11 protein-coding genes are annotated in these 13,058 nt (G+C 31.6%); 8 read left to right on the forward strand and 3 right to left on the reverse strand.

Annotation, left to right across the window (positions count from 1 at the left end):
• Positions 1-39: 39 nt before the first annotated feature.
• The 3 genes from htpG to RIN63_RS03155 all read left to right on the forward strand — a co-directional run bounded on the left by htpG (position 40) and on the right by RIN63_RS03155 (position 5,760).
• Positions 40-1,914 (forward strand): molecular chaperone HtpG, encoded by a 1,875-nt coding sequence (htpG, locus tag RIN63_RS03145; RefSeq protein WP_310443204.1) that lies wholly within the window; start codon positions 40-42, stop codon positions 1,912-1,914.
• 122 nt (positions 1,915-2,036) lie between these two features.
• Positions 2,037-3,503 carry a DUF445 family protein gene (locus RIN63_RS03150; RefSeq protein WP_310443205.1) on the forward strand — a complete coding sequence of 489 codons (1,467 nt, stop codon included), beginning with the start codon at positions 2,037-2,039 and terminating at the stop codon, positions 3,501-3,503.
• Between the two features lie 124 nt (positions 3,504-3,627).
• Entirely contained in the window at positions 3,628-5,760 is a 2,133-nt protein-coding gene (locus tag RIN63_RS03155) for an adenosylcobalamin-dependent ribonucleoside-diphosphate reductase (RefSeq protein WP_310443206.1), read from the forward strand.
• A gap of 107 nt (positions 5,761-5,867) precedes the next feature.
• Here the strand turns inward: RIN63_RS03155 and RIN63_RS03160 are convergent, their stop codons facing one another.
• Together RIN63_RS03160 and RIN63_RS03165 are read right to left on the reverse strand one after the other, a co-directional pair.
• Positions 5,868-6,737, reverse strand: a complete 870-nt coding sequence (locus RIN63_RS03160; protein WP_310443207.1) for a hypothetical protein — start codon at positions 6,735-6,737, stop codon at positions 5,868-5,870.
• A 38-nt stretch (positions 6,738-6,775) separates the two neighbouring features.
• Positions 6,776-7,138, reverse strand: a complete 363-nt coding sequence (locus RIN63_RS03165; protein ID WP_310443208.1) for a DUF4870 domain-containing protein — start codon at positions 7,136-7,138, stop codon at positions 6,776-6,778.
• A 368-nt stretch (positions 7,139-7,506) separates the two neighbouring features.
• On the opposite strand from RIN63_RS03165, the gene RIN63_RS03170 reads away from it, so the two are divergent.
• The 5 genes from RIN63_RS03170 (at position 7,507) to RIN63_RS03190 (ending at position 11,847) form a co-directional block, all read left to right on the forward strand.
• Positions 7,507-8,547, forward strand: coding sequence for a hypothetical protein (locus RIN63_RS03170; protein WP_310443209.1), 1,041 nt, complete (start codon positions 7,507-7,509; stop codon positions 8,545-8,547).
• 17 nt (positions 8,548-8,564) lie between these two features.
• A complete protein-coding gene (locus RIN63_RS03175; protein ID WP_310443210.1) occupies positions 8,565-9,239 on the forward strand; it encodes an ATP-binding cassette domain-containing protein in 675 nt (224 codons plus the stop codon).
• A complete protein-coding gene (locus RIN63_RS03180; RefSeq protein ID WP_310443211.1) occupies positions 9,240-10,127 on the forward strand; it encodes a permease-like cell division protein FtsX in 888 nt (295 codons plus the stop codon).
• Positions 10,128-10,230: 103 nt separating this feature from the next.
• A complete protein-coding gene (ychF, locus tag RIN63_RS03185; protein ID WP_310443212.1) occupies positions 10,231-11,319 on the forward strand; it encodes a redox-regulated ATPase YchF in 1,089 nt (362 codons plus the stop codon).
• 30 nt (positions 11,320-11,349) lie between these two features.
• On the forward strand, positions 11,350-11,847 hold the full coding sequence (locus tag RIN63_RS03190) for a phosphatidylglycerophosphatase A (protein ID WP_310443213.1): 498 nt from the start codon (positions 11,350-11,352) through the stop codon (positions 11,845-11,847).
• 49 nt (positions 11,848-11,896) lie between these two features.
• On the opposite strand, the gene RIN63_RS03195 is transcribed toward RIN63_RS03190, so the two are convergent.
• Positions 11,897-13,003 (reverse strand): M20/M25/M40 family metallo-hydrolase, encoded by a 1,107-nt coding sequence (locus tag RIN63_RS03195; RefSeq protein ID WP_310443214.1) that lies wholly within the window; start codon positions 13,001-13,003, stop codon positions 11,897-11,899.
• Between the last annotated feature and the right edge of the window lie 55 nt (positions 13,004-13,058).

A 13,058-nucleotide genomic window follows, 5' to 3' on the forward strand; every position in this document is an offset into this window, starting at 1 on the left:
AATAAATTTATAATAGTAAAAAAGAAGGAGTAGATAACTATGGAGAAAAGGGAATTTAGGGCAGAATCAAAACGCTTGCTTGATCTAATGGTCAATTCAATTTACACACATAAGGAAATATTCTTAAGAGAGTTAATTTCCAATGCATCTGATGCAATAGACAAAATCTACTACAAAGCCTTAACTGATGAAAGCATATCGTTTAATAAGGATGATTATTATATCAATATAGCAAGTGATGAGGATAATAGGACATTGACTATATCTGATACGGGAATAGGAATGTCAAAGGAAGAGTTAGAGGAGAATCTTGGAGTAATTGCAAATAGTGGTAGCTTTGCATTTAAGAAAGAAAATGAAATAAAAGATGGCTTTGATATAATAGGTCAATTTGGTGTTGGTTTTTATTCCGCATTTATGGTGGCAGAAAATGTAAGGGTAATAAGTAAAACTTTTGGATCGGATCAAGGATATAAATGGGAATCTGATGGGGCAGAGGGTTATACTATAGAGCCTTGTGAAAAAGATACTATTGGAACAGAGATAATACTTAAGATTAAGGAAAATAGTGAAGATGAAAATTACGACGAGTTCCTAGAGGAATATAGATTAAAAGAGATTATTAAGAGATATTCAGACTTTATTAGATACCCAATTAAAATGAATGTGACAAAGAGCAGAAAAAAAGAAGGGTCTGAAGATGAGTATGAAGAGTATAAAGAGGAACAAGTTGTAAATAGTATGGTTCCTATTTGGAGAAAGAACAAGAATGAATTAACAGAAGAAGATTACGAAAACTTCTACGCAGAGAAGCATTATGGTTTTGACAAGCCAATTAAATCAATACATTTATCTGTAGATGGTGTTGTTAGATATAATTCAATACTATTTATACCTAGTAAAACTCCTTATGATTTTTATACTAAGGAATATGAAAAGGGACTAGAACTATATTCAAATGGTGTAATGATAATGAGTAAATGCCCAGATCTACTTCCAGACTATTTTAGTTTTGTAAAAGGAGTAGTAGATTCAGAGGATTTATCTTTGAATATTTCTAGAGAAATATTACAGCACGATAGACAATTGAAAGTTATAGCAAAAAAGATTGAAGATAAGATTAAAGATGAGTTAATGCTATTACTAAAGAATGAAAGAGAAAAGTATGAAGAATTCTTTGAAAGTTTTGGTCGAGGACTTAAATTTGGCATATATAGTAGCTATGGTATGAATAAGGAAACTTTACAGGATTTACTTCTTTTCTATTCTTCAAAAGAAAAGAAAATGGTTACATTGGAAGAATATGTAGCTAGAATGCCAGAGGAGCAAAAATACATCTACTATGCATCTGGAGAATCAGTTGAAAGAATAAATAGATTGCCACAAACTGAGCTTGTAAATGATAAGGGCTATGAAATATTATATCTTACAGATGATGTAGATGAATTTGCAATCAAAATGTTGATGAATTATAAAGAAAAAGAATTCAAATCCGTATCATCTGGTGATTTAGGCATTGAGACAGATGAGAATAAGGAAATAGAATCTGAATTAGAAGAGAATAAAGATTTGTTTTCTCACATGAAGGAATTATTGGGTGGCAAGGTAAAGGATATTAAACCATCAAAGAGGCTAAAAGAGCATCCAGTTTGTTTATCTAGTGAAGGAGATCTTTCCATAGAGATGGAAAAAATCTTAAGCCAAATGCCTGACAATAATGGTATACAGGCTGATAAAGTACTTGAGATAAATGTCCATCACAATGTATTTAATACATTGAAATCTTCCTTTGAAAATGACAAAGAAAAACTAGAACTCTATACAAACTTACTATATAATCAGGCTTTATTAATAGAAGGATTACCTATAGAAGATCCGATTGAGTTCACAAATAATATATGTAAGCTTATGTAAAAGATATTGGGGGAAATAACCCCAATATTTTTTTGATTAATTTATAGGAAATTATGGTAGAATATATTAACTAAGTGCAAATTTAAATTGAGAAATGAAATTATATTTTTGGAGGAGAATAGATGAAATTTTTAGTACCAATTATAGTTGGAGCAGTTATAGGATATTTTACAAATTGGCTTGCAATAAAAATGTTGTTTAGGCCACATTATGAGAAACGGATTTTTGGAATGAAGCTACCATTTACACCAGGACTTATACCTAAGGAGAGAGAGAGAATAGGTAAAAGCATAGGGGAAACAGTAGGAGTATATTTATTATCTCCTGATACAATTATGGAATCTTTGTCTAGCAAAAAAACTGAGGAACAAACAAAGCAATGGATAGAAAGCAAATTAACTAGCCTTAGAGAAAATGATGCAACAATTAAAGAAATATTGACAAATCTTTCAGATGAAGACTATGGTACTATAGTAAAAGCCATAGAAGGCAATTTAGTTGATATAGTACTTCAACACATAAGGAAAGATAAATTTAAATCCAAGATATCTAATATTATTAGAGCTAATATTGAAGAATTAGATACGGATCATATATATGAAAGACTAGATAAAAAATTAGCTATGATTTTATTGGATATATCTAGGTCCACTGATCTTAGAACTGGGCTAATTAACTTTATGGAATTAAAACTTAAGGAACTAAGTGTAAATGAAAAAAATGTATCTGAGATAATCCCAATTGAAATCACCAATTCAATAAATAAATATATTGATGAAAACGGCTATAGAATTGGAAATATTATAAGGGATAATTTTAATGATCCTATTGTTCAGGCTAAATTGAAAGCATCAATTTCCGATTTGGTTTCAAAAAATATGAGTAAGCTAATAATTACTTTTATCAGTGCGGATACCATATCAGAAAAGATATTTCAAATACTAGAAAAGTATATTGCCAGTGAGGAAGCAAACAAGGATATTATTATGATTTTGGAGTCTTCAATTCATAAGGCAATGGAATCTAAAGCTTCAGATATATTCCCTGAAATAATAGATAGCTTTGGTGTTGAAGGCTTATCAAATATTGCAGACTTGATAATAGCTTACATAGAAGATGAGAACAATCATAAATCTTTGCTAGAGATTATTCAGAATAAGCTAAAGGATGAAGAATCAAATAATAAAGGATTTATTATTGATTATTTATCTAAGAGTGCAAATCTCATCTTAGACTCTAAAGAGGCAAGCAATACTTTAGTCCTATTTTTAGATGATATAGTTCAACATTTCATGAGCAAACCTATATCTTTTTACTGCAGAAACATTGATGAACACACGGCTTCAAGAGTTTATACTTATTCTAGGCTTCTATTCGACAAATTTATAAGGACTGAAATGTCGAAGATTGTTGAAATCATCGATATTTCAGGAATAGTTGAGGAAAAGATTAACAGTTTTGATGTGAATTTTACAGAGAAGTTAATACTAGATATTGCAGACAGAGAACTAAAGGCTATTACTTGGTTAGGAGGATTGTTGGGAGGTATTATCGGTATATTAACTCCTCTAATTCAGCTATTATATTAATTTAGAATTCTTAATATATCATCGACAATTTCTACTACCAATTAAACCATAGATGTAGTATACTTAGATAAGAACTAATACTATATATAGTTGATTTGATAGTAACTTGAATAGGGGGATTGTAATGTTAAATGTTGAGAAACGAAATGGGATTATAGTGATTTTTGAATCTGAAAAGATTGCAAATGCTATTAAAAAAGCTATGGCTGAATCCGAATTAGGTATTGATGAGAATTTAGCTAATGAAATTGCAGATAAGGCTGTTACTGCTTTTAGTGATTTAGAAGTAGTCAATATTGAAAAGATCCAGGATTTTGTCGAAATTGAACTTATGAAGTCGAGACCTGATGTGGCTAGGCTTTATATTTTATATAGGCAGGAGAGAGCTAAACTAAGGGAACAAGGATGGGTAATGTCGGATCTTCAAAGGGATATTTATGAGAAGAAATATCGCTTTAATAATGAATCTTTTGATGGTTTTTTAACTAGAGTTGGTGGTGGAAATAATGCCATTAAAAAGGCTATAAAGGATAAGAAATTTATGCCAGCTGGACGAATATTAGCAGGTAGAGGCTTGGATAAGTTCGGAAGAAAGATAACATTATCAAACTGTTATGTAATGCCGAAAGTAGAGGACAATATTGAATCAATATTTGATACTGCAAAATACCTAGCAAGAACATATTCATATGGTGGAGGAGTAGGTTTAACTATTTCTAAGCTTAGACCGAGAGGTGCTAAGGTTAACAATGCTGCTAATACTACAACAGGAGCAGTTTCATTTATGGACTTGTTTTCTATGGTTACAGGATTAATTGGCATGAGAGGCAGACGAGGTGCTTTGATGCTAAACATGGATTGCAATCATCCTGATATTGAAGATTTTATTGATGTAAAGAATGATTTATCTAAGGTTACTTATGCAAATATATCTGTAAATATAGATGATGAGTTTATGAATGCAGTTAAAAATAATGAAGATTATAAATTATCTTTTATAGTAGCATCAACAGGTGAAGAAATTAGCAAAATAGTAAATGCCAGAGAACTGTATAATAAACTAGCAAAGAATAATTGGAATATGGCTGAACCTGGGATTTTATATAAAGATCGTATAGACTCTTGGCATTTAATGAGTGAGGATAAGGATTTTGAATTTGCAGGAGTTAATCCATGTGCTGAAGAAACTCTTCCTGCTTTTGGTAGCTGCAATCTCTCATCTATAAATTTATCAGAATTTGTAAAGAAGCCTTTTACCAAGTATGCATATTTTGAATTTGAGAAATTTGGTGAAATGGTAAGAGATGGAGTTATTTATTTAAATGAAGTATTAGATGAAAATATGGAACTACACCCACTAGAACAACAAAGAGAAATGTCTAGAGACCTAAGACAAATAGGACTTGGAATCATGGGATTGGCGGATATGTTTATTAAACTAGGAATAAAATATGGAGGAGAGGAATCTATTTCCTTTATCCATAAAATAGGAAACACTATGGTCAATGAGGCTTTAAGACAATCAGCGTTATTAGCTAAGGAAGAAGGACCATTCCCTAGATATAAGGCAGAAGCAGTTCTCAAATCTCCTTTCCTATTGGAGAATGCAGATGAGGATGTACTGGAGTTAATTAAGGAGTATGGACTTCGCAATAGTCAACTGTTAACCATACCACCTACAGGGAGCATATCGACTTTAATTGGATGTAGTAACGGAGTGGAGCCTATATTCCAAGTATCTTATACAAGAAAGTCCGAATCTCTTCATAATGTTGACACATATTATAAAGTATTTACATCTATCGTTAAGGAATATATGGATAAAACCAATATATCAAAAGAAGAAGATTTGCCAGATTACTTTATTACAACTTCTAACTTAAACTATAGAAATAGAATAGAAGTTCAAGCTGTATGGCAACAATATATAGATGCTAGTATTTCATCTACTGTTAATGTTCCTAATGAATTTACAGTTGAAGAAGTAGAAGAACTATATTTATATGCTTGGGAAAGAGGGTTAAAGGGAATCACCATTTATCGTGATGGCTGTGCAAGGTCTGGTATATTAATTACTAATAAAGAAAAAGATAGTAGATTAGATAGGATAGATCAGTTGAAAAATGAATTAAATGAATTAGCAGCTGAGCAATTAGTTGAAGATCCAGATACATGTCCAATGTGTGGAGGTCATTTAATGCATTCCAGTGGATGTGCAGAATGCCAAGACTGTGGATATAGTCCTTGTTCAATTTAATATAATTATAGATAAAAAGCTAAATGTTCAAGACATTTAGCTTTTTTATCTATAATGAACTTTTTATATATAGATATAATAGTTTAATCACCTGTTTTATACATTTATCATTCGGCCTTAACAAGACTTATAGTTGCAGATTCGTTATCAGACCAAGTAAATACAATATAATCTCCTTTTTCATTGCTAGCTTCATAACTTACATAACTTCCAGATGTGGACTCAGATGGTGTATCAGCAAATCCAGCTTCCTTTAGTTTTTCCAAATAATCAAAGGCATCTTCTTTAGCTACATATTCGACATAAACAAATTTATCCTCTGGACTTCCACTGCTTACTTCTATTATTTTTCCTTCTAGCTCTGGAATACCCTTGAAGAAGTCCTCTGGCCATGGTACATCATCTGTCATATCAATATCTTCATCTGATGCAGGGTCACCAATATAATCTCCAGTGAATTGTCCTGCGGAATCCTCACCATCAGGATTATCTCCGAACATATATGGTTTATCTGAGTAAGAAAGGCTACCTGCACCATCGAAGGTATAGGAAAATACGACTTCTGAGCCATCTTCATCTTTACCTGAGTACATGAATCCTTCTCCACTGGAAGTTGAAACTATTTCCTCATAATTGAGTTTCTTCACAGTTTCAATAAACTTTTCAGCATCGTCCTTCTTTAAACTATCAAAGTATATCATAACTAAAATATTTTCTTCGTCTTCCACCAACATATTGATATTAGCTTTTAATTCGGGTAAATTGGCCATTCTATCCTTTGGCCATTTTATGTTTTCACCTACTTGAGTCGTACTAGTCCCAGATTTTATTGTGGTTATATCTTTGCCTATATCTACTTGTCCTCCACTTGCACCTTCAATAATTTTTTCTGCTATTTTATCTTCTAATTTCTTTTTGCAGCCAGTTGAAAGTACTGCCAATATTACAATTAAAATAACAATTACTTTATTTTTCAATTTTAACCCCTCCTTCTATAAGAAACAATAAACAAAGACTATAAACTTATTTGATTTGAATATTTCTCTGCTAAGTCACCAAGTACTGGAAGCTTGAAATGCTCATATTTATATGCCTTTACCATCAGCAATACCCATAGAAGAAAAACAACTAAAGGTAGAATCAATAAAATCATCCAGCCTATAATTGGAACCAATCCAAGTACAAAACTTACTACAAAGATAAATGCTGATAAAAGTATAGATTGCATGGCATGAAATTTGACAAACTTGCTTTCTTTTTCAAGAGCAAAAAATATTATACCAGTGATGAATCCTAATAGATATGATAATAAGCCAGCAACATTTTCATCCATACCAAGTGATGATTTTCCTTTGTTACCAATATCATTGTCATTCACAGTAAACCCTCCTTTTAAATAAACTCAGAATACTATATATTATTTATATTATAGCAATTAGGACTCCTATAATGTTTTAAAAACTATCCAAAAATTTACAGAATATTGACTTAAAACTAAACTATAAGAATATATTTTAAGGATAAATCAATAAGTATATTAATTGTCTTTCAATGGCCATAAAGAATAGGTATAATAATAGTAGAGATATTTGCTTTTAAATGTGGTAAAGGAAAAACTCCTACAGAATATAGAGCAAAATCAAAATTTTAAAATTGAGGTGTCTTATGTGGAAGAGTCATAACAAAAAAATCTTGTTATTTTTATCTTTCTTAATAGCTATTTCTTTAATATTTACATCCTCTAATATGTTAGCAGAAAAGGATGATTCTACTTCAGAGATTCAACAAAAACTAGATAGTATTTCCCATGAAGAAAGAGAAATTTTAGAATTTCTATTTCTTCAAGTACAAGAGATCGAAGAAATGGAAAGAGAAAGCATAAGGATTAATGAAGAAATACATATAATGACTAAAGAAATAGATGGTTTAGAAGAGAATATTCTAAAAGAAGAGACTAAATATGATGAAAACCTAAATGCTTTAGAATCCATATTAAAGTCCTATCAAAGAATGGGTCCCGCTTCTTTTTTAGAGATAATATTAGATTCCGATAATTTAAATAGTCTTATTCGTCGTATAAATTTAATCAGAGATTTGACTAGAAATACTGGGAATCTATTAGAGGATACAGAGGAAGCTAAGGAGAGACTCTTAGGTGAAAAGTTAAATTTAGATCAAAAGCTTGAATTACTAGAAGAAAGACAGAAGGCTCTAGAGGAATCTTTGGAGCAGAAGCAAAAGCTGGTAGCAGAAAAGGAAGCTTATCTTGAATCCCTTGCTGGTGATAAGGACCTATATATGCAACGATTAGAATATGTAGCTATGTTGATGGAAGAAATTAAGCAAATATTAGCTGATTTTACAAAGGAATTTTCTAGGATTATTCAAGACGGAAATTTACCTATGGATGCAGTTAAAGAAACAATTACATTAAGAGGTGTTAAAGGAACAATAGATGAAAAGACATTTAACGACATAATTGCCTCATATAAATCTTTACCATATATGGAGATTAGATTTAAAGATGGAGAGATTGAACTTAATGCACCAGATAAAAAGCTGTCTTTAGCAGGACAATTTAATATAGTGGATGGACAAACCTTGCAATTTGAGGCTGAAAGAGGGAGCTTTTATGATATGCCTTTAGAAAAAGGGACTATAGAAGAATTGTTTAAAGAAGGATATTTTATTTTAAATCTTGAACCTTTAATAGGTGGAAATATTATTAAATCTGTGGAAATAAAAAAAGGATATCTTGAATTGTTAGTATCTATAAAGATATTCTAAGACTGGGGGAGAGATAAATGATTGAGGCAAAGAATATGTCTTTAATATATGGTGATGGCACTGTTGGGTTAAAAGATGTAAATCTAAAGATAGATGCAGGTGATATTGTTTATATTACTGGACCCAGTGGATCAGGTAAAACAAGTTTGTTAAAGCTTTTTATGGGGATAGAGTATCCTACGATGGGAGAATTAAATATATTAAATTTACCAATTACAAAAGAGCGGTCATCTAAGATTAGGAAATTAAGAAGAATAATAGGTCCTGTTTTTCAAGAATTTAAACTAATAAAGGGCAGAACTTCCCTAGAAAATACTATGATAGGCATGAGGTTTATAGGTTTATCAAATAAGCAAATAAAAGAAGCCTCAATCAATGCATTATGTAGAGTAGGTCTGGAGCATAAAATACATTCATTAGTTGAACATCTTTCCTTTGGAGAGACTCAGAGAGTTGCCATAGCTAGAGCAGTAGCAAGAAAGCCTGCTATAATATTAGCCGATGAGCCTACAGGGAATCTAGATTTGGATAATGCAATTAACATATTGGAACTACTCACTTCTTTTAAGGACAAAGATACTACTGTAATAATAACTACCCATGCTACACATTTGATTTCAGATATAAAAGAGGGGAAATTTATTCAAGTAGATAAGGGAAGTATTTCTGTAGAAAGCCGAGGTGAGGCTTAAATGCGAAACTTTTTTTATAATATAGGATATTTTTTGAAAGAGGCTAAGACTATATTTCGGGTAGATTTATTATCAAATATCTTTTCTGTTTTCAGTATTGGGCTTATATTTTTCATACTCTCCATGATTTTCTCTGGTTTGTGGATAAGCAACCAAGTTGTAGAAGTTTTGCAGAGAGAGGCAGAGCTTAATGTATATTATGATGAGAATATTGGCGATTTAGAGATTGGAAAACTAATAGAGGATATAGGACAGATACCCGGTGTAAGACAGGTTAATCTAGTAAAGGAAGACGAATCATATAACAGAATGGTTGGAATCTTAGGAAAAGAAGCCAGTATATTGAAGCTATTTGATGATAATCCATTTACAGCATTTGTAGAGATGAAAATTGACTTAAATGAAATAGATAATATATTGGAGAAATTAGACACTGTAGATAATATGGAATATGTGAGAGATAACAAGGAAGTAATTGATAAGTTGCAAAATATAGTATTAATCCTTAAGGTCTTGGGAGTTTTATTTATGACAGCCGTAGGAATTTCTACTTTAGTAGTAGTTTCTCATATTATTAGACAGGGAATATATAATAATAGGGAGCAAATCAACACATTGAAGCTCTTAGGAGCACCAGATGGATTTATTGGATTTCCATTTTTACTTGAAGGCTTATTTTTGACCATAGGGGGAGGAATTTTAGCATCAGCATTAATATCATTTATTATTTATTATGGATTTAGGCAAATGGGAGGGGGAATTCCATTTATTCCTTTACCACCAGCAGAGGATTTAATATATATGATGATAATATTAATAATGGGTATCAGTGGAATATTAGGGATTGTTGGAAGCTTATTTGGATTAGCATCAGCTAAGAGTAAATAATTATGCTAATGCTATACAAGATTTAGTTTTTTGAATATTATAGTCTTAAAGAATATATTTCTAGGAAAAGGAGTTGAAAAGCAGGATAATATCCTGTATTAATATGAACATTGGATTAATTGGTCTACCATCTGTAGGTAAAACTAGCTTATTTAATCTTTTAACAGGCTCGAGTATAGAAATAACGGGATTTTCTCAAGGAAAAATAGATGCTAATCTAGGTATTGCAAAGATTCCTGATGAGAGAATAGATTTTTTATCAGATTTATATCAATCAAAGAAAACAACCTATGCAACAATAGAGGTAATTGATGTACCTGGCCTTGTAAAAGGCTCCTCCACTGGGAAAGGTGTGGGTAATCAATTTTTGGATAATATTAGAAAGGCAGATGTTCTAGTTCATGTACTTAGAGTATTTGAAAATGACAATGTAATCCATGTTGATGGAGATATAGATCCTAAGAGAGATATAGAAACAATAAATCTAGAATTACTATTTGCAGACTTGGCAGTTATTGAAAATCGAATAGATCGTATAGAAACATCTAAAAAATCCACAAAGGAAAACCAAGAAGAACTAGAAGTATTGAAGAAATGTAGAGAAGGATTGGAAAGTGGTCTTTTAATACACAATATAGATCTTAGCCATGAGGAAAAGGAAACTCTAAAGACATTCCAATTTTTATCTGAAAAACCAATTATATTGGTAGCTAATATAGATGAAAATCAATTGATGAACAAGGACTATTCTGGAAAAAAGCCACTAAATGAACTTGCACAAAGTGTAAATACACCTTTGATTGAACTTTGCATCAAAACTGAGCTAGAGATAACTGAGTTAGATCCGGAAGATAGAGAAATGTTCATAGAAGAATTAGGAATTACAGAATCGGGTATTGATGTATTAGCAAAAACTGCCTATGAATATCTAGGTCTAATATCATTCCTTACTGCAGGAAAAGATGAGGTAAGAGCTTGGACAATAAAGAAAGATACCATAGCCAAGGTAGCTGCTGGAAAAATACACTCAGATATAGAAAAAGGATTTATTAGGGCAGAAGTGTGTAAGTTTGTTCATTTGAAGGAATATGGTTCCATGGTAAAAGCTAAAGAAAAGGGTCTAGTGACTTTAGAAGGTAAGGAATATATTGTGGATGACGGAGATATAATTGAGTATAGATTTAATGTATAAGTTATAGATTAGATGAAAGAAGGGATTAAAATGGGAAAATATAAATATAATATGGAAGAACTGCATGTGATGACAATAGATATGTTGAAAAAAAGAGGGGTAGTGTTGGAGGATATTGGAAAACTAGTAATGATGCTGCAAGGAAAGTATTATCCGGACCTTACTATGGAGGTTTGCTTAGATAATATAAAATCGGTTCTTGCAAAAAGAGAAACAATTCATGCTATATTAACAGGGATTGCATTAGACGAAATAGCTGAGAAAAAAGGATTACCAGAGCCCCTTCAAAGTATAGTAGAATCAGATGAAGGATTATTTGGTATTGATGAGATAATTCCATTATCCATAGTCAATGTATATGGATCAATAGGATTGACTAATTATGGATATTTAGATAAGGAAAAGATAGGAATATTAAAAGAGTTAGATGAAATGAAAGGCGGAAAGGTGCATACCTTCTTAGATGACTTAGTAGCTGCAATCGCAGCTGCATCAGCCAGTAGAATAGCTCATTCAAGAGTTGATTAAGATATAAGAAGCTTCGAAGAAATTCGAAGCTTCTTTGTTGCATATTTTCCTATATACTTTCAATTATTGCAGAGACTAGTTCTGCAGTTTTAATTATATCTTTTGTAGCTATATATTCATCTACACTATGGGCGTTGAACATACCAATACCGAGGGTAGCAGCCTTTAAGCCCTTACCATTAAAGATATTTGTATCAGATCCACCACCAGTAGGCTTTGGCATATAAGGGATATCAACTTTGTTCATAGCCTTTTCAATTATCTTTAATATAGCTTCATCATTAGCTAATTTAAAAGTAGGATAAGAATTTTCTACAACTATATCTACCTTAGCATCAAAATCCTTAGCTGCTTTAGATAAAGTATATACCATATGCTTTACTTGATTATTTAATTTTTCCTCAACTAAGCTACGGGATTCAAATTCTACCTCTACATAATCAGCTACAATATTAGTTGCTAGACCGCCTTTAATTGTACCAACATTGGCAGTTGTTTCCTCATCAATTCTAAGGAGATTCATGTTATCTATTGCCCTAGCAGCAACTTGTATAGCACTAATTCCTTTTTCAGGGCTAAGTCCTGCATGGGCAGCTTTTCCATGGATTTTAGCGTGGATTTGAGTTTGAGCTGGGCCTTGGACATTTACTCCACCTATTTCTCCACTAGCATCTAAAACAAAAGCCATCTTGGATTTAAGTCTAGAGTAATCTAGGTATTTGGATCCGTATAGACCAACTTCCTCACAAATAGTGAATACCACTTCTATATCACCGTGAGCTATATTATTTTCTTTAATATGTCTAATGCCTTCTAATATGGCAACTATTCCAGCCTTATCATCAGCAGAAAGAATAGTATTCCCCTTAGATTTAATAATTCCATCTTCAATAATAGGTTCAATATTTTCACATGGAGTTACAGTATCCATATGGGCACAAAACATTATAGGCTCTACATTTTTATTTCCTTTTAAATATCCAATGAGATTACCAGTATCAGAATTTGCCTTAACACCAGAATCATCAACAATTACTTCAAAACCTATTTTCTCTAAGTCTTCTTTTAATACCTTAGCAAAATTACCTTCCTTATAACTTGGGCTTTCTATTCTTATATAATCTAAAAACTGTGATATAATACGATCTTTATTCATATATTTCCCTCCTCGAAATAGTTCAATAAATAAATCATACTACAATTAACTATTG

Source organism: Tissierella sp. (genome assembly GCF_031460495.1).
In the GTDB taxonomy this organism is placed as follows: Bacteria; Bacillota; Clostridia; order Tissierellales; family Tissierellaceae; genus JAVKTS01.

Coding starts and splice junctions, on each gene's coding strand:
- htpG (WP_310443204.1), top strand. CDS start 40: ATGGAGAAAAGGGAATTTAGGGCAGAATCAAAACGCTTGCTTGATCTA.
- RIN63_RS03150 (WP_310443205.1), top strand. CDS start 2,037: ATGAAATTTTTAGTACCAATTATAGTTGGAGCAGTTATAGGATATTTT.
- RIN63_RS03155 (WP_310443206.1), top strand. CDS start 3,628: ATGTTAAATGTTGAGAAACGAAATGGGATTATAGTGATTTTTGAATCT.
- RIN63_RS03170 (WP_310443209.1), top strand. CDS start 7,507: ATGTTAGCAGAAAAGGATGATTCTACTTCAGAGATTCAACAAAAACTA.
- RIN63_RS03175 (WP_310443210.1), top strand. CDS start 8,565: ATGATTGAGGCAAAGAATATGTCTTTAATATATGGTGATGGCACTGTT.
- RIN63_RS03180 (WP_310443211.1), top strand. CDS start 9,240: ATGCGAAACTTTTTTTATAATATAGGATATTTTTTGAAAGAGGCTAAG.
- ychF (WP_310443212.1), top strand. CDS start 10,231: ATGAACATTGGATTAATTGGTCTACCATCTGTAGGTAAAACTAGCTTA.
- RIN63_RS03190 (WP_310443213.1), top strand. CDS start 11,350: ATGGGAAAATATAAATATAATATGGAAGAACTGCATGTGATGACAATA.
- RIN63_RS03195 (WP_310443214.1), bottom strand. CDS start 13,003: ATGAATAAAGATCGTATTATATCACAGTTTTTAGATTATATAAGAATA.